This is a genomic window from Deinococcus misasensis DSM 22328 (assembly GCF_000745915.1).
Lineage (GTDB): Bacteria > Deinococcota > Deinococci > Deinococcales > Deinococcaceae > Deinococcus_C > Deinococcus_C misasensis.
Genome location: NZ_JQKG01000020.1, coordinates 30,572 through 53,113 on the forward strand (window position 1 = coordinate 30,572; position 22,542 = coordinate 53,113).

Genomic DNA, 22,542 nt, shown 5'->3' on the forward strand with positions numbered 1-22,542 from the left:
ACCAGAGCTTCATGAATTGCACAGTTGTGTTTCAGTCTTGCGAATCCAATGGAAGCCCTGTGTGCTCAGGACCAGCCGTATTTTTGTTTGAATTGCCTCCACTGTTTTCGCAGGTAAGCCTCAACAGGATGGGTCCACACCCCGCCCACCGTCCCGAGTTTCAGGGCGGCCAGCAGGTCTTCTGGAGTGTGAACAGCCCTGAAGGGGGTTTCCACCCAGGCTTCCCCGATGTCTTGCATGGTGTGGGCATCTGAACCTGCACATTGGGGCAGGTGTTTTTCGTTGGCCCACACCACCGCTGCTGCATTCCAGCGTTTTCTGGAAAGTCTGGCGTTGAAGGTCTCCACAATGTCAATGGAGCCTGCAATGCGGGCGGTGGCCTCTGGTCGCAAACGGTAGCGTTTCAGAGGGTCAAAGCCGTGCTGCAACATCACCAGACCGCCCTGACTTTTGATTTCCTGCACGGTTTCTTCGGGGGTGAGTTGAGGCGGAATGCGTTCTTGCAAAAAGAGGCCAATCAGTTCCCCCTCTCTGGTGGTGACCTCCTCGCCGGGAATGATCCAGAGGTCCTGATCGAGTCCCTCTTCCCGCACCATCTTTTGCAGTTCCAGCCCGCCCCACACCTGATCGTGGTCGGTGACGGCAAGCACCCTGAGGTTGTGTTGCAAGCAGATTCCAGGCATCTGTTTCAAAGGGGTTTTGCAGTCGTGGGAGGCTTCAGAGTGGCAGTGCAGGTCAATGCGCATCACCGGAACCCCCTCGCGCCTGTTGGGGGGAATGGTGGGTTGGGGTTCATTGACCATCATCCACCCCCTGATGGGGCACCAGCATGGTCAGGGCACCTGAGAGCAATTCGATCTGGATTTGACCTTCTGCCCCGTCCAGTCGTCCCGTGGCTCCCGAGGGGCGCACTTCTCCATCCACATGAAAAGGCTGCCCCTGCCAGAGCAGTTCAATGCACTGTCCTTGCTGGTGGTTCACGCTGGAGAGGTCGGTGAAATTGCCAGAAATCAGTGCCCCCAGATAGCTGAACATGCTGTCCCTCTGGTCCTGCTGCACCGTGACCACATCAAACGCCCCATCTGACGGCGAGGCCAGAGGTGCAAGGCGCATGCGGGGTCCGGTGGCTTGTGTGTTCAGGATTTCGGTCATCAGGTGGCTGCCCGAGAGGTCTTCTTGGTCCACGGCCAGCACCACTGGCACCGGTTCATATCCTGCGAGGGTGCCGCTCATGGCTTGCAGGGCACGCATGGGGCTTTTGCCGTTTTCGGGGTTGTAGGCAGCAAGCACATCGGCATAAAGGCCACATCCGCAGGCTTCCAGAAAATGGTCTTCGCCCCAGGGGGCATGCACCCTTCCCACATCGAATGGGACCGTGTGGGACTGGGCAAACCTCTGGATGATGTCCAGAGGTTCTCCCACAATCCCGAGGGTGCGCCCGATGTTGTTGGCGGTGCCCATTGGAATGATCCCCAGCACCACCTCTTTGTGCAGCAGGTGCAGTGCAGCCGCACGGATGGTGCCGTCTCCTCCAGCCACAAACACCGTGCCTGTGGCATCTCCCAGCACCCTTTGCAGGTCTTCCTCACTGGATGTGGCTTCATAGATGGGACGATAGCCGATGTTCTCAAGGGCGTGCAGCAGATCCTCGGGGGTGACGCGGTTGCTGCCTCCAGCATTCTGGTTGTAAATCAATGTCGCTTGCATCAGGTGTCCTTTGACGGGTGATTTGAAAGGGCAAAATCAGGCTTTCTCGAAGGGAATCCGGCGGTAAGCGGCCTGAATCCACGCGTACAGTCCATACAGAAGCATGCCCAGAGCGATCAGACTGTAAGTGATGATGCCACCCGGAGCCCGCTCAAAATTGCGGATGGCTTCGGACATGCCTCCAGCTTTCTCTGCATCGACATAATATGCCGCTTTCAGAAACAACCAGCCAATCATCCCTGCCACCAGACCCCGTGCTGTGATGCCAATTCGACCAATGGAGACCAGCATTCTTTGTTTCTGGGGATCCAGATGCCAGCTTTCAATGCGCTTCATGAACGAGGCCCGCACCGCCACATAAATCTGGTTGACGGCCACCGCCAGAAAAACCACCCCCACAATGCCCACCAGTTCGCGGCCAAAAGGCAGGTCAAAAAGCCTCTGGGCCCACTGTTCCTCGGACTGTTGCTCCCACACCCGGTCTTTCAAGAGAGACACCCGAACCGCAGCCCACGCAAGGGTCAGGTAGGCAATGCTGCTGAAAAAATACCCGATGCGTTTGAAGATGCCCTTGAATTTGTGGCCCTGGTCTTCAGGGTCCAGCAAAGACCGGATGAATTGCCAGAGGCTGTACCCCACCAGACCAATCGCCAGCACAATGAGCAGCACATCCGATAAAGTGGTGCGTCCGAGGTATTCCAGTGCTCCTCTGGCATCCGCAGCGTTGCGGCTTTGCTGCACCACCCCTTTCAGGGACAGGAAAGCGATGGTCAGGTACACCACCCCTTTGCTGAAATACCCGAAACGGGCGAGTTTTTCCAGCCATGGGGCTGCCTGCGTGACTTTCTGCTTCATCTGGGCCTTGGTTTGCTGTGCACCTGCTGTGACATTGTTTTTCAAATCATTTCCAGTTTTGTGGGGGTTCATGCCTCCATGGTGCTGGATCCTGCACCACTTCAGATATAAAAAATGTGAATGTTCATTTATGGAACACCCTGTTCACATGGTTTTCTGACGAAAAATCAGCCAGCTGAGCAGCAGTTGAATGAGGGCTGTTTGAGATCTGATGAATTGATGGAGGGAAACTCAGCTTTTTCAGGTTTTTTCTGATCGATTGAAACGCAGGGTTTTCTACAATGAATTCAACTTCGAAATGAAGCAACCGGACATCCACTTCAAGACACCTTCAAGAACATCAACCTGCTCGACAATGTTGACTGTGAAAACGCCAGAGCTTCCTCTGGCACACCCATCAAGAACATTCCAGAGCAAAGGAGGACCCTGTGCAACGCATCACTGCCGTCTATGAAACCCCTGAGCAAGCCGAGTGCGCCATCGAGAAACTGCAAAGCATTGGCATCTCTGCCACACTCAGCACGGTTCAAAGCAACAAAATCATGAGCATCCTGCAGCAGGACATGGCCAGAGGGTCATCCAGAGGGGTGTGGATCGGCACCGTGCTTGGTGCGGTGGCCGGGCTGGTTGAGTCCATGTGGACTGCTCTGGGTCCCATCATTTTCAGTGGTGTCCTTGGCATTGTGATCACCGTGGTGTTCGGAGCCATGCTGGGAGCCGTGATTGGCAGCACGATCGGTACAGCTTTTGATTTGCGGCAAAAAGCCCACCATGAAGCGGTTCAGGCTTCTTCCATGCACGAAGGCAAACCCATGGTGGCCGTGGATGTGGACCTCTCTGAAGATGTTCTGAAAGTGGAAGACATCCTCAAAACCCTCGGGGGTGAACTGGTGACCACCACCTTGCCTGCAGCTGGGCCTGCACCAGCACGGCTTTTGCACTGATACCCACTTGCATCGCTTCACAGGTGCTTTCACAAGAAATGGACAGCCAGAGCTGTCCATTCTTTCGGTGTGGGATGGAATCAAATTTGAGGCTCTGGCTCAGTAGATCTGGATGGGCGGTTTGACGTGCCTGAAGAAAATCTGGCCCCAGAGGGAAGGCTGAAGGGGCAGCACGGGCTGCGGGGTGTTGCCTTTGACATAACCTGCGTCCTGATACAGGGTGTTGCCATCGGAGGTGTAACTGGTGAACCCGATCACCCCGTCTCCGCCTCTGGTGTTGATCCAGTTTTCCACGTAGCCCATGAAGCCATCTGCCCACTCCAGACTGTTCACAAAGGTGTTTCCGAATTCGCCAGGACCGTTGTCCGCGCCGACCTCATCCACCACCACAGGGACGGTGTTCGCCAGATTCGCCCACAGTGCGTCGGTGTCTGCGGCCTGTGCTGCGTCCCATTTGAGGTGTTCATTCCCATAACAGTGTGCACCGTAAATCAGGTTCTGCAATGGATCGGTGGGTTTGAATTTGTCGCTGGTGACGCCGGTCAGGTCCCACGAGTAGCTGATGCTGTTGATCAAAATTGGCTGTTTGAACTGGGCATTGCGAATGGCACCAATGTAGGCGTTCTGTTCTTTTTTCCAGTTGGCCCAGTCTTCACATTTGATGTCATCGTAGGTGTTTCCAGCGCAATTGGGCTCATTCATGGGGGTGAGCCAGACCATCGGATTGTCTTTGTACCGTGCGGCCAGTTTGCCCACAAACGCCAGATTGGTGCTGCTGTACTTGCGGTAAGAGTTGGTCACCAGAGCCACCATCCCCCGGCTGTTTGCAGAGGCAATCACCCGGTCCAGCATGGTCAGGTAAGACTGGTTGTTGTTCCATGATGCGGTGCGGGTCAGGATGGGCTCGGTCACGAAAATCCGCACCAGATTGATGCCTCTGGCTTTCAGGTCGTCGAGCGTCGGTTCAAGGTACAGGTAGTTGGCCCGGTCGTATCCGCCGTGGTCCTGACCGTTGAAAATGAAAGTCTGGTACGCCACGCTGGCCCCCCTCACCTGAAAGGTTTTGCCCATCGGGTCCAGAATGTTCGCGCCCTGAACCACATAACCCCCTGTGGCTTGGGATTGAATGCTCTGGTTGATGGAAGGGCTCTGTAAACTTCCGCAGGAGGCCAAAAAGAGTGCGCTGAAGATGGAAATGCCAAGCATCTTGTTCATGCCCCACAGTCTGAAGGGATCACCTTAAAAAAAACTTAAAGGGTCAGGCTTCTGCAAACCGGTAGCCCCGCCCACGGATGTTTTCGATGTGGCCTTCCCCGAGTTTTTTGCGCAGCATGCTGATGTACACGTCCACCAGATTGGTGGAGGACTGAAACTCCCCATCCCAGACCCGGTCCAGCAATTCATCCCGGCTGAAGATCCGTCCCCGGTGGGAGGCCAGCAACTCCAGCAACAGGTACTCTTTCTGGGTGAGGCGAAGTTCCTGTCCAGCTTTCCAGACTTTTTTGCTTTCCCATTCGATCACCAGATCCAGATGCTCCAGACGGTGGATCAACTCGGGCCTTGAGCGCCGGAGGTGGGCACGCAAACGGGCCAGCAACTCGGGCACCCGGAAAGGTTTCAGGATGTAATCGTCTCCGCCTGCGTCCAGCCCATGGATGGTGTCTTCCAGACTGTCCAGACCGGTCAGGTACATCACGGGCGTTCGGATGCCTTTGCTGCGCAGTTCTTGAACCAGTTCAAAACCTGCCCGAGGTCCTTCAGGCAAACCCACATCGCAGATGATGGCGTCAAAGGGGTAGAGGTTCAGCAAAGCTCTGGCATCCTGTGCGCAGGCTACACGCTCGGCCTGATGCTGGGCATGTTCCACCACTTCACCGAGGCTCTGCAGGATGTCGGGGTCGTCTTCAATGATCAGGATTTTCATGGTTTCACCGGTGGGGAAGCCAGACGGAGGCCAGAGCTCCCCCTGTTTCCCGGTTTTTCAATGCAATGTTGCCCTGATGCGCCTGCACCACCTCTTGCACCACCGCCAGACCCAGCCCTGAGCCTGCGGTCCATTGTGCCGCCCCTGAACCCCGAGCAAAAGGCTGAAACAGGTCTTCTGCATTGCCGGGGAAACCCATTCCGGTGTCTGCCACGGTCAGCAGAAGGCCCTCTGGTTGGCTCTGGATGTGCACCTGAATTTCCCCCTGCGTGGTGAATTTGATGCTGTTGGAAACCAGATTGGTGACCATCTGGCGCAAGGCATGGGGATCTCCAGAGAACTTCACAGGATCGCCGTTGAATTCCAGCCACAGCCCTTTTTCTGCAGCCATCGGCATGAGTTCATCGATCACCCCGCCGACCATGAGGGTGAAATCCAGTGTCAGGTGAGATGCACTCTGGGGTTTGACGAGGGTGAGCAGGTTGCTGCTGAGTTCACGCAGCCTGAGGGCCGTGGCGTGCACCCTCGAAAGGGTTTTTTGGTGGTCCTGCATGGTTCTGGCTTTGCGGGCATCCTGTTCGATGGACAGCAGCAAAGCGGTGATCGGGGTGCGAAGTTCATGGGACGCTGCAGCCAGAAAGCGCTTTTCACGTTCCCGGGCACTTTGCACCTCTTGCAGCCCTTCTTGCAGGGCTCTGGACAGCACCCCCACTTCATCTTTCCTTTGCTGATGCGGAAAAACCGGGCTTCTTTCCAGTTTGCGCGCCCGGTCAGACAGTTCTTCCAGAGGTCGGGTGATGCTCTGGGCGATCAGCCAGGTGAGCAGTCCCACCAGCAAAAACACCCCTCCACCCACCAGCAAGGTGGTTTGCCTGAACCCCTGCATGTTCTGCTGGTCAATGCTGAGCGGCAAGGCCACCTGCACGATGTACTTCCATTCCCGTTTGCTGGCGACCCGGTAAGCCCCACAGATGCAGGTCACTTCGGACACCTGCATGTTGCGGGCCAGCGTCTGAAGCCCCTCTGGGTCCAGAGGGGGGAGGGTGCTTTTCATGCTTTTCCAGACCGGAGTGGTGCTGTACCGACCGGTTTTGAGGTCCACATGGTACACCATCGACTGGGCTGGTCCCAGTTCGGAGCGCAACCAGTCGGAATCTCCGGGGTCGGGGGCTTCGTCTCCGTCAAACCACCACTGCATCACACCAGACATGAAGGTGGCCAGACGGGTCACCCTTTCCTGGCTGTACAGGTCCACCACCCGTCGGTAAAACACCCCGGTCAGCAGCGATTCCAGCGCGAATCCGCACAGCACCACCCCGAGGCACAGCAGCAGCAGTTTGTTGCGGATGCTCCAGTGCACATGTTCACCTTGCAGGCTGGGTTGGGCTGATGTCAACCCAAAAGCCTGTCAACCCAAAAGCCCTTCCTGATGCAGGAAGGGCTCTGGATTCTGAACGTTCACATGGCTTTCAGGTCGCCATTGTCGGAAGGTTCGGTTTTGCTTTTGCGGGCTTTGAGGGGTTTTTCCTCGTCTGCTTTGATTTCGGTGGTGCCGGAAGCCTGGGTTTGCTCGAAAATCTGGCGGGCGTACTCAAACAGGCGGGTGCCTTCGGATTTGGTGAGGTGGGTCAGGTCTTTCACTTCGCGGTCCAGCACCGAGGAGGCCAGCACGGCACTGTCTTCCACACCGAATTTCACCAGAGCAGCATTCAGGCGTTGTGCGGCTTCTTGGCTCAGGGTTTTCTCCTGAGGCTGAGGGGACTGGATGGTCATGGTGCCTTCTTCGTCCACCACCACATCTGCACCCATTTCCTCGGGGGTGTACAGGCCGTCAATGACATCCGGGAACGTCACTCTGGCACAGGCGGCCACCGCACGCCATTTGTACATCACCAGAGCCTGTTTCTTGTAGTTGTCTTTGCCAGAGAGGCCCATCGAAACGGCTTCTTTGGCCCCGAAGCGCTCGGTGTGTGCGCTGCGGTCCCAGCGTTTCATGGTGCAAGACACGTAATCCTGACCGATTTCGAATTTGATGTCTTCCATCTTGCCCGAGCGGTTGATCAGGGAGAGCATCAGTTGGGGGCTGACCACGGGTTTCCCCTGAATCACGTTGATGCCGTTCAGGGCTTGCAGGGGCTGCAGTCCCAGTTCTTGACCTTTGATCATGATCACGATGGCCTGCTCAGGGGTCTGGATGGAGGGGGGCAGCATGCGGCTGCGAATGAAGACTTCTGCCATCTGGCACATGGTCTGAAAACGCTGGTGGGAAAAAGCATCAATGGTGCTCTGGGTCATGCCGATCTCCTTTGATGTCCGGAATTCCGGGTGGGTTGTGTAGAGGACTGGCAGGATCGGGCCTGTTGCCCCTCCTGCGAATGACTCCATTATATTATGTTTTGAGCATAATTTCTAGTGTTTGATGGATGAAGATGCTTGATGGGATTTAACGTTTCCATAAGGAAAAACACCCCTCAAAAGGCTTTCGCTGTTGGCAGAAAATGGCCCCGTCTGAACCGTTTCTGGAAACAAGGTGGAGTACACCGTTTTGCAGGCGTTGTAGTCAAGTGTCTCTACACCTGAAAGGGGAATGGGCCTAAAAAGGTATTGTGTTGCCACCCTCTGGCCCCTGACCGAAGCCATTTTCTGAAGCTGGACCCACCTGAAGTGCCACCGGAGGTCGCTGTGAAAACGTCCATCCCTGTTTCCCTGCAAGGCCGAGCCCTCTTGCAAGACCCTTTCCTCAACAAAGGTACCGCCTTCACCCCTGAAGAACGCCAGACCTTTCACCTCGAAGGCCGTCTGCCCCCCAGAGTGGAAACCCTTGAGGAGCAGATCGAGCGCATGTACGCCCAGTACAGGGAAAACCATTCTCCTCTGGAAAAGCATTTGTTTTTGCGCTCCCTGCAGGAGTACAACCGCACCCTGTATTACGCCCTCCTCAAAAAACACGTCGAGGAGATGCTGCCCATCGTGTACACCCCCACGGTGGGCGAAGCCATCCAGACCTACAGCACCAACTTCCGGGAACCCAGAGGCTTGGTGGTCACCCGCGAGAATTACACCCGTCTGGACGATATTCTTGCCGAATACGATGACACTGAACTGGTGGTTGCCACCGACTCAGAAGGCATCCTCGGGATTGGCGATCAGGGGTTTGGCGGCATCGGGATCAGCATCGGAAAACTGACCCTGTACACCTTGGTGGCGGGCTTTGATCCTGCCCGCACCTTGCCCGTGGTCTTCGATGTGGGCACCGACAATCAAGCCTTGCTGGAAGACCCGTACTATCTGGGCCTCCGGGAATCCCGATTGCGCGGTGAGGCATACTTTGAAATGCTGGACGCTTTTGTGACCGCCTTCAGCAAGCGTTTTCCCGGTGCGGTGATCCAGTGGGAGGATTTCAGCCGTGGCAATGCCTTCCGGGTGCTGGAGCGTTATCAGAAGGTGCTCCCCAGCTTCAACGATGACATTCAGGGCACCGGGGCCACCGCTCTGGCCGGACTGATTGCCGCAACCTATCAAGGAAAAACCCTGACCGACCAGAGGTTCATGGTGCTCGGGGCCGGGGCCGGAGGAATGGGCGTGACCGGCCAGATTTATCAGGGCCTCCTGAAAATGGGCCTGACCCCCGAGGAAGCCCGCAGCAGGATTTTCTTGATGGGCCGTGGGGGTCTGATCATGCAGGGGCAACCCAGAGTGGAAGCCCATCAGGCCCCTTTTGCCAAAACCGCGCAGGACATCGCAGGCTGGACCTGTGCCGGTGAGGTGCCCACCATGCTGGAAACCGTTCAGAACGCAGGCATCACGGTTCTGCTCGGGCTTTCTGGAGCAGGAGGGGCCTTCACGGAACAGATTGTGCGGGCCGTGCACCAGAACACCCCTAGGCCCATCGTTTTTGCCCTCTCCAATCCCACCCACCTTGCCGAAGTGACCCCAGAGAACGCCCTGCTCTGGACCGATGGACAGGCGATTGTGGCCACCGGAAGCCCTTTTCCAGATGTGTACCACAATGGCCAGATTTACGAGATCGGTCAGGGCAACAACACCTTCATTTTTCCCGGTGTGGGCCGAGGGGTCATTGCTGCAGGTGCAAAAAGCATTCCTGACGAGGTGTTCACGGCTGCAGCTTTTGCTCTGGCAGAAACCGTTCCTGCAGAAAGGCTTGCCAGAGGTGCAGTGTTCCCCAGAATTTCCAGTTTGATGCAGGCCAATCAACATGTGGCCCGCAAGGTGGCAGAAACCATTTTGCAGTTGGGCCTGACCTACAGGACCCCAGCAGAGGTTGAGGAGGCTTTGCAAGAGCCTGAATGGGAACCGAAGTATTTCACTTATGTTCCAGTTTCCGTTTTTGAACTTTGTTCTGAAAAAGCATAAACAGCTGTCAATGAGCAGAAATCCGGGTTTCGAGCACCCGGACTTTGTTCATGCTGCTTGAACAAAGTTTAATTTTCTTTGAATTTGTTAGAATCTGTCCACAAAGGCCAGTCAGAAATCCGTCAGGCTTCTGCGTGCCAAACCCCATCTGTCAACTGAAAATGAACTGAAAATCTTCCAGGGCACCCGCCAGAATGCAAGTCGAGGGTGCCCTGATTTCATGACGAAGCTGACGCAAAATCACATTTGTAATCAAGATGTAATAAAAAAACAGGCGTTCAGAACACGAAAAAATTGAATTTGATGCTTATAATAAAATCACCATGAAGATCCACAAATCCCAAAAGCATCAAAAAGGTGCAGCTCTGGTGATGACACTTGGCATCATGCTGATCATGGTCATTGTGCTGTTGATTGCAGGCCAGTACACCATCAAAGGAATGCGCACCGTTGAAGACCAATCGGCCACCCTGGAAGCACAATATGTCAGTGAATCGGGCCTTGCATGGTCCAAAGCTTACGCACTGCAAATGAAAGCAAGGTTCTCTGGTCTTCAACCCACCCGCAAGAACGTCAATGATTTTCTGGCTCTGGTTTCAGGGGTGTGCGGATCGGGACAGAACACCACCCTGTCCAGTGGTTGCAACCTGCCCACCACAGAGCCCCAATTGACTTATGCAAAACAAGCCATCAGCGAATTTTTCAGAACCTGGGAAGGGGCACCGAGCAGCGACACCTTCTGGAGCAACATTTTCAATGACGTGGAACACCAACTGAACCTTGGAGATGGACAACAATACACCGTATACAACGTGTACAGTTCCAATGGGACGGTCACCCGGCAACCCCTGTTTTCGGTGACCCGCCTTGAATGGGATTTTGCCCCCACCACCATTCAATTGACCAACGGTTCCACCCGCACCGTCAACCTGATGGATGCTTTCCGTTTCTGTTACGACGTGGGTTATTACGTGTCTCGGGGTGTCACTTCAGACAATGGCAACCGTGTGGTGGGCCAATTCCCAACGTCCAGCACTGCCTCGACATCCAGCAAATGCCCCACCGCCACAGGTGTGGGTGGTGGAGCTGCAAATGCCACAGATCCCCGGCGCAATTTCATTGAAGTGGATGCGGTGGGCACTCAACAAGACACCACTTCCAATACCATCATCAAACCACCCACCACAGGCATTGACTTCAACAACATCGCAGGAGCTGTGGGCATCGAAAAAATCGCCCAGACCACCACTTCGGTGACTTACCAGATGTGTGGGCAGACCAGCAACGGAAACTCTGGAGCTTGCGGCAACGACCGTATGTATCAAGTCACTTACAATTTTTCTGCAAATCCGCCTTCGGTGCGTTGCGTGCAGACCAGCTCAGGAACCAACATCTCTGTGAACTTGACCGACAGGAACACCCTTTACAAGTGTCAGGTGCGTTCCCAGAGCAACTCTGCCAGCAACAACGATTTTGTGTACTTCCTGCGTGACAGCAACGATGACCTGGTGCTCATTCTGGGTGGAAAAACCAATGGCAACAACACCATTGCCGAATGGAATCTGGTGTCCGGCAATCTGGACCTGTTGTCTGCAGACAACAGTGACCGTTTCAACAAATTGTACTTTGTGGGTGATTGTTTGGATTCTGCCAGCGGTGGTGGCAGAAACCGGGGCAATTCACAAACTGGAATTCCCATCTCCTCAAATTTTTGTGAGGAAGTCACTTCAGCCAACCTGTACGCTGAGCTGGACAACGACCTGCCCGATGTGGTGGTGCCTGGTCAAACCACCACCATCACCAACTATGAATTCAAACCTTTGTCCACCAACGCAGATTTGATTTTCAAAGGACGCTGGATTCAACTGACCCAGGGAGACTTGTGATGGAACGTTCCAGAAGGGATGGTGTTGCAGGTTTCAGCCTCATCGAAATTTTGATGGTGCTGGTGGTGCTGGGCATCCTGATGAGTCTGGGGATCTCCAGTTACGTGCGCGAACTGCAAAAAAGAACTTTTCAACAGGATGTGATGGCCATGCTCTATCCCATCGAAGAGGCCCGGTCCACCAGTGTCAAAACCTCCAGGGACCAGACCGTGCAACTCTCGGCTTCTGGCAACAACATTGTGCTCACCTGGGGCAGCAAAACCCTCAGGTTCAACAACCTGACCATGTGTGTGCCCTCGGGAGCCGGGTGTGCCACCACCACGCAATTCACTTACCGTTCCCCCCATGGTGAGGTGTGCTGGGGAAACCCATGCGTCACCATGGATCAGGCCATTCGTTTCAGCCGCAACAACAATTCTCTCCAACTCGTTCTGCAAGGGGTTTTTGGATATGCGTCCATCCGCGACCTGCAATGACCATCCATTGAACACACAGCGACAGAAGGGTTTCACGCTGGTGGAAATCCTGATTTCTCTGGGCATCATCGGTTTTGTCCTTGGAACAGCTGTGCTGCAAATTTCAAGCCTCTACAAGACCAACCGCACCAATGCGAGTGTGGTGAACGTGAACACCCTGGCCGCCAACGAGCTGGAAAACATCAAACAGAACTGGTCTGAAAACATCAACTGGGAAGCAGGAACGTACACCCCCACAGCGTCCAACATTGCGTTTTCTTGTGCCAACTGGATGAATCTGGATGTCCCTCCCACCGTGTTTGGCAGCAGTTGCGTGGGAGCCAGTTACCTGAAGCGGGTCAAACTGGTGATCAGGGGTTCAGACAACAAAGCCATCACCGTGTTTCTGGACATTGCCAAACCCACCTGAGGAGCTGAACATGACCCACCTCAAACCTTCATCCCGTCAGGCTGGATTGACCCTGATTGAACTGCTGGTGGCCATGTTGATGGTGTCCATCTTGTTTGTGGCCGTGTACCGGATTTTCAATCTGGGCCTGACCACCTCCATGGAAACCTCAACCCGGGCGGATCTGGACACCGAAACCCAGAAAGTCCAGCAATTGATGGTGAACCGCATCAAAGAAGCAGACCGCTTTGTGGCCCCCACCGCAGTCACTTTTCAGGACACCCAGTCTGCTGGACAGACCGCCTACCTGCCAGCATCCACGCTGTCTGCGCAGCAGATTGTGGTGGTGCGTTTGCCTTCCAAAAACAGCCCGGATTTGTGTGACCTTTATGCCTATTATGTGGTGCCCTCTGAAGCCCTTGCAAATGCTGCACTGCCGATCCAGAGGCGTCTGGCTCAGGCAACCCCTGGAGCGGTCAGCCTGATTGAAGGCAGAAACGCCACCCCGTTCCAGTGCACCAGCAGCTCCTATCCAGCGATTTCCCAGCTGAGGCTCTTGCATCCTTCCCTGCGAAGCAACACCGGCTTTGTGGTGAATGCCTACTCCATTGCTGGGGTGCAAAAAGGGGTGGTGTTCAGCCTGCAAGGCCACCGTCAGGCAGGCAGTCGCACCATCACGGCCCACAGTTATCAGGTGAAAGTGCTGGCCCGAAACCTCTGAACACCACCCCATCAGAAGCCCGCAAGGGCTTTTTTTGATGGTGGAGGGGCACATCAGAATCAAATCAGCTTCGATTTTAAAATGAAGACAACATGTTGTTTGCATCTCTGGCATTGACCCTCGCGCTCATCACCCACCCTCTGGAAGTGATTGTTTTCGACAACACCCTGCAGCGGGTGGTGGGCTATGGCAAACAATCGGGGGACCAGCTTCGTCTGGAATTGCAAGAAGATTACACTGGCCCGGTGGTCAGCATGATTGTGCATGAAAAAGCCACCAGTGTGCCCGGCATGGTGGTGGCCGGTCAATTGACCCTCAACACCTCCAACGGACCCAGCACCATGGCACAGTATCTGGATTCACTGGGCATCAACCTCAAATTGACCGTGGTGAAAACCCCCAAACTGGATGTCAAAAATGTTCCTGACGGGAACAAAGGTCAGGACCCTGACAACAAAACCAACAACCCGAGCAACAATTCCGGCAGTGGAAGCAGCAACTCTGGTGGAAATTCTGGCAGTGGAAGCAGCAACTCTGGTGGAAAAGGCAAAAACAAATAAACATGCGAAAATGGCACATTCTCCTTCTTGAAGACGATCCCGGCTTGCAGGAATTGCTGGCCACCCAGTTGCAAATGACTGGTTACAAGGTGCAAGCGTGCAGCACCCTCGAAGAAGCCTACCAACACCTGGGAAACTGGACCCCGGATGTGGTGATTCTGGACCTCAACCTGCCCGATGGTGATGGTCTGGACCTGATTCCCACTGTGCAAAGCCTTGGCAATTTGCCGGTTCTGGTGATCACCGCCAGAGGCAGCGTGGCTGACCGGGTGCAGGGCCTCAGTCAGGGTGCCGACGATTACCTGATCAAGCCTTTCGCTCTGGATGAATTTGATGCACGCCTCAAAGCCCTCCTCAGGCGGGTGCACCCGCAGGAACAGGTGCTGTACCTCTCGGGGACCAGTCTGGACATTCAAAAATGCACCCTGGGTCATGAAGGCAGAAGCGTGATGCTCACCGACCATGAAGTCAGAATCATGGAATTTCTGATGCAGAATGCTTCCCGTGTGGTGAGTCGAGAGGTGCTGGAACAGCACGTTTACGGTTTTTACTCTCCTGCTTCCAACAGTTTCGAAGTGCGGGTGTCTTTGTTGCGCAAAAAATTGCGTCAGATTGGCAGCCAGCTCAACATCCGGGCACTGCGCAAAACAGGATATGCTCTGTTTGTTGAAAGCTGAGTTTCACAACACAAACGCGATTCAAAACAGGAGAGCAGATGCTCTCCTGTTTTTTGAAAGATTTACAGCAAACCCTCAAAGAAGCCACTTTGCTCCACAATCTCCTGCCATGGGGTGTAGGTGGCTTGCACCATGTTCTTTCCTGTCTTTTGCAAATAAGCCTGCACCAGACGGTATCCAACGGCATACCCGGCAAAGTCAGGAATCCCGAGCACAGGTGTGCCCCAGTCTCTGGCAGCCCAATCCCCAAAAATGTACCCCCTGACTTCCGTGAAGTCTGCACAGTGGAGGGCTGCAGCAAAACGGGGCTTGAGGTTTTCCACCTCTGGAAGGGTCAAGGTGGTCGCCCACGGTCCAAGGTGCTCCTCACCACACAGGGAAGCCGCAAACACCTCTGCAAGTCCTTCGGCCACCAGGTACTTCCCGAGGGTCATCTCTGGGAAGAGGGGCTCGTACTGAAAGCGGATCTGGTGGTGAAATTCATGCACCGGAATGGCAGGCAGTTTGGGCAGGTTTTCGGTGGTGGGGAAAGCCATGAGCAAAATCCATCCGGGCACGTTTCCTGCCCCGGTGTACAACGGAGGGGCCATGCGTTCTGGATCTCCCACCACAAAAGCGAAATGCATGTCCTGCAGGATGATGCCGTGTGCCTCGGGCTGCAGCAGGTCCACGGCCTGTTTCAGCAACTGCATGGATTGTGCGGCTGCTCCAGAGTCCTCAATGTGTTGCAAGGCCTGCAGGCCACGCTCTGAGCCCTGAGAGGGGGTGTAAAACAAGAAGCGTTGTGCAGCCAGAAAGGCAGGATTCTGCTCTGAGGGCACCTGCCCCATGTGACGCAAAGGGGTTTCCCAGCAGGGCCGGATGGGTTCCATCACCTCCTGTAAAAATTCGGACATCTGGTGTTCCTGAGGGGCCTGCAGGGCTTTGCGCAGGCCTGAAAGGGTGGGCGAAGTGTGAAGTTTCATGGGTGCTCCTTTCTGAAATCAGGTTAGAACCTCCCCCAACAGGAGGTTCAACCCCTGTAGGCCATTTGCCGGAGGGAGGCAGGCAAATGGGCCGGTAACATGAAACCCATGGAGCGTTACCGTATCGGAGAACTGGCCCGCCTGGGTGGGGTGTCCATCAAAACGGTGCGGTATTACTCAGACCTCGGGCTGTTGCCTCCTGCGGAAATCACAGAAACCGGACACCGTCTCTACACCGATCAGGACCGCCTGCGTTTGGACGTCATCCGTTGCCTGCGTGAAGTGGGAGTCGGTCTGGAAGCCATCCAGCACATCATGCAGCAAGAGGATTCCATTGCTGCTGCACTGCAGTTGCAGATGCAGGCCATCGAACTGGAAATGGCCCAGTTGCAACGCAAAAAAACCGTGCTCGGGGCGGCACTCCGGCGCAACAACCCTCTGGAGCACCTGAGGGTGGCCCGCACCCTCGCTTCCCTGAATGCCCGAGAACGCCAGCAGGTTTTGGATCAGCAGGTGGAGCGTTTGTTTCAGGATGTGCCCGCCGATCCTTCCTGGATTCAAAGCCTCTGGCAGGGCCCTTTGATGCAGCTTCCAGAACACCTTTCCGACATGCAGTTCGAGGCATGGTTGGAACTGGCCGATTTGCTTCTGGATGAGGATTTCATCCTGAAATTTCAGGCGGTGGGACAGGAATTCTGGAGCCAATTTCCGGACGAGGCGTCGCGCATGAAGTTTGTGAAAGCCAAACAGCATCACGACCACCTGATTCAGCAAGCCGTGCAACGTGGGGTGCTTCCGGACAGCCCTGAGGGTCAGCAGGTGATGCTTGAGGCCATGCAAACCCTGTCCCCTGAAACCACGGATGTTGCAGCTCTGGCAGCACATCAACTGGAGGTGTTTCAGAGGCACACCGATCCCCGTGCAGAGCGCTTCTGGCGTCTGTTGGAATGCATCCAGAACCTGCCCTCCAGAAGCACTGAAATCATGCAGGTGCACCACTGGCAAGTGCAAGCGTTGCAAACGCTGGTCCAGAAAATGCCTGCACCAGATCTGCACCCGGTTCAGCGCTGATGGACAGCTTTTCATGGAAGACAGCCTTTCTGCTTTGCTGGACGCTGCAAGAAACCTTTCCTGCACTTTGATTTTCTCTGGAAGGACAGGCATTTGTCCCCCAGGGTCTATGGGAAAATACCTTCAGCAGGTCAGGTGTTTCCACAGGTGTCCCTGCCTCCCCGGTCAAGTAAGCTTTGCATGAACTGAAGTGATCCTGTTGACCTTCGGCTTGCTTTTGATGCTTTGACTGGCGTTTGACCCCTTTCCCTGTCTTCCATTGTTATCTGAAGTTGTCCTGCTCCAGAGCCCTTTTCAATCCACTGGCCCCCCGATTCCCCGGAGGTATCACATGCATTCATTTTCCCTGCAGGTGCGCTGGGTTCCCGGCACCTCAAACCGTTTGATTGTGTGCAACCAGAGCACCGAAAAAGAAGTTTTTCTGCACACCTTCGAAGACGTGTGTGGCAAACAAGCCACCTTTGACCTGTATCTGCAAGGCAAAACCACCCTGCAACTTTCAGGAAAAGAAATGAAGAGACTCGGGGTTTGAGGATCAAATGAAACAGGAGGAAGCATGGACTTCCTCCTGTTTCATTTGATCCTCAAACATCGCCGGAACATCAAGGTGCATTCATCAATGAAGCAAAGGTTTTCGAATCCAATCAAATGAATCGATGTCAAATCTGTTAAATCAAACACGAATGAATCTAAATGCGGGATTGAATGAAGTTCGAAGTGGATTTTGAGGTGTTCTCTTGCAGTGCCTTGGATTTGCGATCCATGTGGTCGATCAGCATCATCATTCCCAAAAAAACCAATCCAATGACCAGACCCATCAGAAGTGAGAGGGTAAAAAGCATTCTGACCTCCTTTGCTGATGAAGACATGTTAATACAGCCTTCTGAAAGAAGCCTGAAGCCTCTGAAGTTTTCCTGAAGTCCTGTGTCTGTTCGGAAATAAAAATCAATGGCTTCAGTGATGTAGGCATTCACATTGAAAAGATGATGTTTTCATATGATTGGGCGTTGTGGTTAAAAAAATGTGCTCCGATGTGGCGCCGCACATCAGTCATCATGTTTCAGGATCAAAAGGTTTGAACCCGAGCCGTTCATACAACCGTTGCGCAGGTGCATTGCCATCGGTGACCACCAGACCCAGACGGTTGTAACCATCGTGGTACAGGGCACTCATGCTGGATTTCATCACCAGAGCCGCCAGACCCTGCCCTTTGCACTCTGGTCGGGTCATGGTGAAGGCCAGAAGGGGGCAATTGAAAGGTGCCCAGAAGGTGATCAGGCTGGCGCTGAGTGGCACCCCATCTTCTTCCAGCACAAAAGAAGCCTCTGGCATGAAGTTCCCATAATCGCCTTGAAGGGTTTTCTCCAGTTGTTCCAGGGCGTCTTGCAGGGTGCTTCCCGGATCAAAGTCGATGGTGCCCTGATAGGCTTCGAACATCAGTTCGGCCAGTGCTGGGAGGTCTTTCGTTTTGAAAGGACGAATGCCGGAATGCACAGGTGGGGGAGACGACTGCAGCCGGACTTTCATGGGAATGCGAACCAAAGCCAACCTCTTTTCCAGAAGGGATGCCATTTCAGTGTGTTGTTCACAAATCTTGCAAGCCTTGATGTTGCCCTCTTTGCAGAGAACCTTTCATGCCTGACAGATGCCGACAGAACCATTTGAACCTGAGTTTGCAGGTCCTGTCAAGGCAAGGCGGCTCATCAGCACGGATGTGCACTGAAGCCGACACCGTTCAAAATTTCAACTTCACTGCAACCAGCGATGCCATCCGAAGCACAGCTCGCGGATCAGCAGGCTCAGGGCCACAAAAGTCCCGAGCTTGCCCAGCAGCTGGGCGATGTGGCTGCGAGCAAATTTCCGCATCGATTGTGCTTTCTGGGTGTACAGCATGTCGGATTTCATGTTTGCATCAATGGTTTTGCGCAGAGTGGGTTGCTGTGCGCTCCACACGGTGAGGACCAGCGTCACGACCATCAACAACAATCCCCCGCTTTTGAGGGCCACCATCAGAGGGGCCATCTCGGACTGGCCCGCAGCACGCAAGACCACGGTGGCATTGAGCACCACCCAGAGCAGCAAAGCGGGAACTCTGGCACTGTGAACAAGGGCTGTGGTGTACAGGTAGATGGGATACTCTGGGTCGTTCTGGAAAGGGCTGGAGGCAGAGGAAAGGGGGGTGGTTTTCATGCTTTGCTTCAGTGTATTCCGCTCAGCCTGCCTTCAGGTTAGAACATGAAGGGATGGCCTTCATGAAGATGGGCTGGGGGTGGCGGCTTCTTTGAGAGACAGCGTTTTCAATTGTCAAAAGAACTTTACGCGTTCGAGGCTTTTCCTTGACACTTCTGATGGCTTATGCAAAAGATGCGGCGTAAAATGGTACAACAATGCTTAGATGATGGAAAATCGAACAGAAAATGGTTTTGAGGATGTTTTGCTTCATTTGAAACAGCTAGGATGTGAAGAACCACCAGTGCATCAAGCTCGGGTGGCCAGAGGTTTGTGTTGATGACTCCCGAGTGGATGGCGGTTGCTTTTCTGGTGGTGGTGCTTCTGGTGGTGGGCCTGGGATGGCGGTACCGGGTGCCCAGAACCGGCTTCAAGGACGTGCAGGTGGTCTATGAAGAGGGCGAATGGTGCGTTTATGGCATTGCGCACACAGGTGAAAAAGTGCTGATTGATGCCTACCCACAACAAACCGAAGCCCTGGCCTGTGCTTACAAGGTGGCCGAACACCACAAAAACCAGCCTCCACAGTAAAACAGGTGTGGAACATGGCCTGATTCAACCAGCTGAATGTTGCTGGCCCATGGAGTGTGGGCTGTCTTGCAGGTGAAGGACCACCCCTGTGCTGCATACTGAAACCAGAGGTGCAACATGCAGAAAGTGGCCGAACGGGTGTTTGTGGTTCCTCTGGGATACGTCAATGTGGTGGTGCTGGGGGAACGTGAAAAATTTTCGCTGGTGGATGCAGGGATCCCGGGCAGTTTGAAGCGTCTGGAGCAACAACTGAACCGGGCCGGTTTTGAATTGCAGAACCTGCAATCGGTTCTGATCACCCATGCCCATCCGGACCATTATGGGGTGCTGGCTGAACTGCTGAACCGCAAAAAAGTTCCGGTTTACGCCCATCCCAGAGAAATCCCTGTTTTGCTGGGACAAGAAAAAGCAGCCCTGCCACCCAGAGAAACCCTGCCTCTGGGACAGCAGATTTTGCAGCGGATCATCACCAGCATGAAGCGGCCTCCCACCATCCCTGAGGCCCAACCGATTGTGGAAGGTCAGGTGCTGCAAGACATCTTGCCTGGCATGACCGTGATTGAACTGCCCGGACATGCCCCCGGACAGGTGGGTTTCTGGATCCCCTCTTCCCGCACTCTGATTGCAGGGGATGCGTTGATGCGGGGTTCCGGGAAATGCAAATTGCCCCTGCAGGCCCTGACGGTCAGCATGCGGGACGCTGCACGTTCTGCCCAGAGGATCGTGGATCTGGATGTGGAACGCCTGATTGTGGGCCACGGCAAACCCATTCTGGAGAAAGCCCATCAGGAGCTGCATGAACTGGAAATGCCGATCCAGAGACAACTGGCTCTGGCCGGAGGTTCCAGATGAGCCGGGTGGTGCTGGTCACCGGGGCCACCGGAGGTCTTGGACCTGCTGTGGTGCGGGCTTTTGTGGCTCTGGGAGACCGGGTCTCTTTCACGGACCGCAGCCTGAAAAAAGCCCAATCCTTCATGCAAGAAGAACAGCACACCGATGAACAGGTGTTCCCCTTCGAGGCAGATGTCACCCGAGCAGCAGATGTGGAGCGCTGGGTTGAAAGGGTGCACCAGAAGTGGGGCAGGTGTGATGTGCTGGTCGCTCTGGTGGGTGGTTTCAAAGCCGGAACCCCGGTCCACGAAATGGAAGAACAGGATTGGGACCAGATGATGAACCTCAATGCCCGCAGTGTGTTTCTGACCACCCGAGCGGTGGTGCCTCACATGCTGGAACAGGGCTCTGGAAAAATCATCACGGTGGGTGCAAAAGCAGGTCTGGCTGCGGGCAAAGGGGCCAGTGCCTATTCCGCTTCCAAAGCTGCCGTGCTGCGCCTGACCGAAGCCCTGTCTCTGGAACTCAAGGACCACCACATCAACGTCAATGCGGTGATCCCGAGCACCATTGATACCCCAACCAACAGGAGCAGCATGCCGAATGCTGACCACAGCAAATGGGTTTCCCCAGAGGACCTTGCCCACGTGGTGGTGTTTCTGGCCTCAGAGCAGGCTCGGGCCATTCATGGGGCACAGATTCCGGTTTATGGCCGGGCTTGAAGATCAACCTTCAAAGCGTTTGAAGACCAGAGAAGCGTTCAAGCCTCCAAAAGCGAAAGAATTGCTCAGGGCGGCCCGCACCTCGGTGTGAACCGCCTGATGGGCAATTTTGAGGGGGATGTCGGCGTCTTCTGCGTTGATGCTGGGTGGAACCGTTCCAGAGTGAATGGCCTGAATGCAAGCGATGGCCTCGATGGCACCTGCAGCCCCGAGCAGGTGCCCGGTCATGCTTTTGGTGCTGGACACCCAGATGTCATCGATGGCCTCGCCAAAGGCAGCACGCAGGGCGCTGGCCTCTGCTTTGTCTCCAACAGGGGTGCTGGTGGCGTGTGCATTGATGTAATCGATGCCTGAAGCGTCCAGACCAGACTCCCTGAGGGCCGCACGGATGGCCAGCAAAGCCCCTGAGCCTTCCGGGTGCGGTTCGGTGATGTGGTGGGCATCCGCACTGCGACCAAACCCCACCATTTCAGCGTAAATTCTGGCCCCTCTGGCCTGGGCATGTTCCAGAGATTCCAGCACCAACACAGCGGCCCCTTCACCCAGCACAAAACCATCCCTCTGGGCCGAGAAAGGACGGCTGGCTTTTTCAGGTTCATCGTTTCTGCGGCTGAGGGCTTTCATGTTGGCAAAACCACTGATCACCAGAGGGGTCACGATGGCTTCGGTGCCTCCGGCCAGCATCACATCGGCCTCACCGAAACCAATGGCCCGGTAAGCGTTGCCCAGAGCATCTGCCCCGGTGGTGCAAGCGGTGGACACGCTGGAAGCCACCCCCTGAAGGCCGTAACGGATGGCCACATGGCTGGAAGCTGCGTTCGCCATCAGCATCGGAATGAAAAACGGGCTGACCCGGCCCACTCCACGTTCCCATGCCACTTTTGACTGGCTTTCCCAGGTGTCCATTCCACCAATGGCAGAGCCAATCAAAGCACCAAAACGGGTGCGGTCGGTGTGCTCTGGATTCAGGCTCGCATCCTGCAAAGCCAGTTCTGCCGCTGCCACCCCGAGGTGCACAAAGCGGTCGGTGCGTTTGACCTCTCTGGCATCCATGAAATCCTGAGGATCGAGGTCCACTTCACCAGCAATCTGCACCGGCAGGTCGGAGGGGTCAAACCTCTGGATGGGGCGCACCCCGGACTTGCCTTGAAGTTGTTGTTCATGAAAGGCTTGCGCTGAATTGCCCAGAGGGCTGATGGTGCCCAGACCTGTGACCACCACACGGGTTTTTTGATGTTGCATGGATTCTCCTGACAAAAACATTCAATGCCTGAGGGTCACGCCCATGGATGGCGTCACGGTTCGATGTTCATTTTCTGCGTGCAGAGGTGATTTTGGCGGTGCTTTTGGTGAAGGTGTACACCAGTGTTCCTTTGGGGTGGAAGGCTGTGATCTTGAATCCTTTGCCATCTCTGGTGATTTTCCAGCTCACCTGTGCTTCACAGTTGGGGGAGTACTTGCCTTTGAATGGAGCAGTGGTTTTGTTTCCGGTTCCAGAAGCAGACACCACATACTTCATTTTGTGGTCCATGGCATAAACCTCTTGCTGAATGGCCAGGTTGTACACGCACTCCTGGGTGAACCTGTTGAAAGCGCTCTGGGCCAGAGCAGATCCACCCAGCAACAACACGGTGGCAGACCACCTCAATAAAGGAGAAGATTGGAACATGTTTTGATCTTA

26 protein-coding genes are annotated in these 22,542 nt (G+C 54.8%); 13 read left to right on the forward strand and 13 right to left on the reverse strand.

From position 1 onward, the window contains the following. Positions 1–65 precede the first annotated feature (65 nt). The 3 genes from Q371_RS13990 to Q371_RS14000 are packed head-to-tail and all read right to left on the reverse strand — an operon-like array spanning position 66 to position 2,634. Complete coding sequence (locus Q371_RS13990; protein WP_245618345.1) at positions 66–806, reverse strand: PHP-associated domain-containing protein; 741 nt, start codon at positions 804–806, stop codon at positions 66–68. Beyond that, on the reverse strand, positions 793–1,707 hold the full coding sequence (locus tag Q371_RS13995; protein ID WP_034341636.1) for a diacylglycerol/lipid kinase family protein: 915 nt from the start codon (positions 1,705–1,707) through the stop codon (positions 793–795). Before Q371_RS13995 ends, Q371_RS13990 begins: the two co-directional genes overlap by 14 nt. A gap of 36 nt (positions 1,708–1,743) precedes the next feature. Next, positions 1,744–2,634, reverse strand: a complete 891-nt coding sequence (locus Q371_RS14000; RefSeq protein WP_051964398.1) for a DUF1206 domain-containing protein — start codon at positions 2,632–2,634, stop codon at positions 1,744–1,746. Between the two features lie 356 nt (positions 2,635–2,990). Between Q371_RS14000 and Q371_RS14005 the strand changes: the two genes are divergently transcribed. Continuing rightward, a complete protein-coding gene (locus Q371_RS14005; protein WP_034341637.1) occupies positions 2,991–3,506 on the forward strand; it encodes an FUSC family protein in 516 nt (171 codons plus the stop codon). A 99-nt stretch (positions 3,507–3,605) separates the two neighbouring features. Here Q371_RS14005 and Q371_RS14010 read toward each other — a convergent pair whose 3' ends face one another. The 4 genes from Q371_RS14010 to Q371_RS14025 form a co-directional block, all read right to left on the reverse strand. Then, complete coding sequence (locus Q371_RS14010) at positions 3,606–4,721, reverse strand: cellulase family glycosylhydrolase (RefSeq protein WP_034341639.1); 1,116 nt, start codon at positions 4,719–4,721, stop codon at positions 3,606–3,608. Between the two features lie 43 nt (positions 4,722–4,764). Next, complete coding sequence (locus Q371_RS14015; protein WP_034341641.1) at positions 4,765–5,430, reverse strand: response regulator transcription factor; 666 nt, start codon at positions 5,428–5,430, stop codon at positions 4,765–4,767. 4 nt (positions 5,431–5,434) lie between these two features. Next, entirely contained in the window at positions 5,435–6,790 is a 1,356-nt protein-coding gene (locus Q371_RS14020) for a sensor histidine kinase (RefSeq protein ID WP_157442708.1), read from the reverse strand. 98 nt (positions 6,791–6,888) lie between these two features. Next, entirely contained in the window at positions 6,889–7,725 is an 837-nt protein-coding gene (locus Q371_RS14025; RefSeq protein WP_034341644.1) for a recombinase family protein, read from the reverse strand. Positions 7,726–8,112: 387 nt separating this feature from the next. On the opposite strand from Q371_RS14025, the gene Q371_RS14030 reads away from it, so the two are divergent. The 7 genes from Q371_RS14030 (at position 8,113) to Q371_RS14060 (ending at position 14,512) form a co-directional block, all read left to right on the forward strand. After that, positions 8,113–9,804: an NAD-dependent malic enzyme gene (locus Q371_RS14030; RefSeq protein ID WP_169743855.1), complete on the forward strand. Its 1,692-nt coding sequence runs from the start codon at positions 8,113–8,115 to the stop codon at positions 9,802–9,804. 323 nt (positions 9,805–10,127) lie between these two features. Continuing rightward, positions 10,128–11,690: a pilus assembly PilX N-terminal domain-containing protein gene (locus Q371_RS14035; RefSeq protein WP_034341645.1), complete on the forward strand. Its 1,563-nt coding sequence runs from the start codon at positions 10,128–10,130 to the stop codon at positions 11,688–11,690. Continuing rightward, positions 11,690–12,166, forward strand: coding sequence for a pilus assembly FimT family protein (locus Q371_RS14040; protein WP_034341648.1), 477 nt, complete (start codon positions 11,690–11,692; stop codon positions 12,164–12,166). Before Q371_RS14035 ends, Q371_RS14040 begins: the two co-directional genes overlap by 1 nt. 7 nt (positions 12,167–12,173) lie before the next feature. Further along, on the forward strand, positions 12,174–12,575 hold the full coding sequence (locus Q371_RS14045) for a type II secretion system protein (RefSeq protein ID WP_211253845.1): 402 nt from the start codon (positions 12,174–12,176) through the stop codon (positions 12,573–12,575). Between the two features lie 10 nt (positions 12,576–12,585). Then, complete coding sequence (locus Q371_RS14050) at positions 12,586–13,275, forward strand: PulJ/GspJ family protein (RefSeq protein WP_034341650.1); 690 nt, start codon at positions 12,586–12,588, stop codon at positions 13,273–13,275. A 92-nt stretch (positions 13,276–13,367) separates the two neighbouring features. Beyond that, entirely contained in the window at positions 13,368–13,835 is a 468-nt protein-coding gene (locus Q371_RS14055) for a hypothetical protein (protein WP_034341651.1), read from the forward strand. Between the two features lie 2 nt (positions 13,836–13,837). Then, the gene (locus tag Q371_RS14060; protein WP_034341652.1) at positions 13,838–14,512 is read left to right on the forward strand and encodes a response regulator transcription factor; all 675 of its coding nucleotides are present in this window, start codon (positions 13,838–13,840) and stop codon (positions 14,510–14,512) included. Between the two features lie 62 nt (positions 14,513–14,574). Here Q371_RS14060 and Q371_RS25800 read toward each other — a convergent pair whose 3' ends face one another. After that, positions 14,575–15,477, reverse strand: a complete 903-nt coding sequence (locus tag Q371_RS25800; RefSeq protein ID WP_051964401.1) for a DUF2268 domain-containing putative Zn-dependent protease — start codon at positions 15,475–15,477, stop codon at positions 14,575–14,577. A gap of 108 nt (positions 15,478–15,585) precedes the next feature. On the opposite strand from Q371_RS25800, the gene Q371_RS14070 reads away from it, so the two are divergent. Beyond that, positions 15,586–16,548 carry a MerR family transcriptional regulator gene (locus tag Q371_RS14070; protein ID WP_034341654.1) on the forward strand — a complete coding sequence of 321 codons (963 nt, stop codon included), beginning with the start codon at positions 15,586–15,588 and terminating at the stop codon, positions 16,546–16,548. Between the two features lie 331 nt (positions 16,549–16,879). Beyond that, a complete protein-coding gene (locus Q371_RS14075) occupies positions 16,880–17,080 on the forward strand; it encodes a hypothetical protein (protein ID WP_034341655.1) in 201 nt (66 codons plus the stop codon). Positions 17,081–17,237: 157 nt separating this feature from the next. Here the strand turns inward: Q371_RS14075 and Q371_RS27055 are convergent, their stop codons facing one another. The 3 genes from Q371_RS27055 to Q371_RS14085 all read right to left on the reverse strand — a co-directional run bounded on the left by Q371_RS27055 (position 17,238) and on the right by Q371_RS14085 (position 18,738). Beyond that, positions 17,238–17,522, reverse strand: coding sequence for a hypothetical protein (locus Q371_RS27055; RefSeq protein ID WP_157442710.1), 285 nt, complete (start codon positions 17,520–17,522; stop codon positions 17,238–17,240). 79 nt (positions 17,523–17,601) lie between these two features. Then, entirely contained in the window at positions 17,602–18,075 is a 474-nt protein-coding gene (locus Q371_RS14080; protein ID WP_169743857.1) for a GNAT family N-acetyltransferase, read from the reverse strand. A 222-nt stretch (positions 18,076–18,297) separates the two neighbouring features. Beyond that, positions 18,298–18,738 (reverse strand): hypothetical protein, encoded by a 441-nt coding sequence (locus tag Q371_RS14085; protein WP_034341658.1) that lies wholly within the window; start codon positions 18,736–18,738, stop codon positions 18,298–18,300. Positions 18,739–19,056: 318 nt separating this feature from the next. Between Q371_RS14085 and Q371_RS14090 the strand changes: the two genes are divergently transcribed. The 3 genes from Q371_RS14090 to Q371_RS14100 all read left to right on the forward strand — a co-directional run bounded on the left by Q371_RS14090 (position 19,057) and on the right by Q371_RS14100 (position 20,861). Next, complete coding sequence (locus tag Q371_RS14090) at positions 19,057–19,308, forward strand: hypothetical protein (protein WP_034341660.1); 252 nt, start codon at positions 19,057–19,059, stop codon at positions 19,306–19,308. Positions 19,309–19,425: 117 nt separating this feature from the next. Then, positions 19,426–20,160 (forward strand): MBL fold metallo-hydrolase, encoded by a 735-nt coding sequence (locus tag Q371_RS14095; protein WP_034341661.1) that lies wholly within the window; start codon positions 19,426–19,428, stop codon positions 20,158–20,160. Beyond that, on the forward strand, positions 20,157–20,861 hold the full coding sequence (locus Q371_RS14100; RefSeq protein WP_034341663.1) for an SDR family oxidoreductase: 705 nt from the start codon (positions 20,157–20,159) through the stop codon (positions 20,859–20,861). The genes Q371_RS14095 and Q371_RS14100 overlap by 4 nt, the downstream gene beginning before the upstream one ends. Positions 20,862–20,864: 3 nt before the next feature. Here the strand turns inward: Q371_RS14100 and fabF are convergent, their stop codons facing one another. Continuing rightward, complete coding sequence (fabF, locus tag Q371_RS14105) at positions 20,865–22,103, reverse strand: beta-ketoacyl-ACP synthase II (protein WP_034341665.1); 1,239 nt, start codon at positions 22,101–22,103, stop codon at positions 20,865–20,867. Positions 22,104–22,170: 67 nt separating this feature from the next. Then, the gene (locus Q371_RS14110) at positions 22,171–22,530 is read right to left on the reverse strand and encodes a hypothetical protein (protein ID WP_034341667.1); all 360 of its coding nucleotides are present in this window, start codon (positions 22,528–22,530) and stop codon (positions 22,171–22,173) included. Positions 22,531–22,542: the final 12 nt, after the last annotated feature.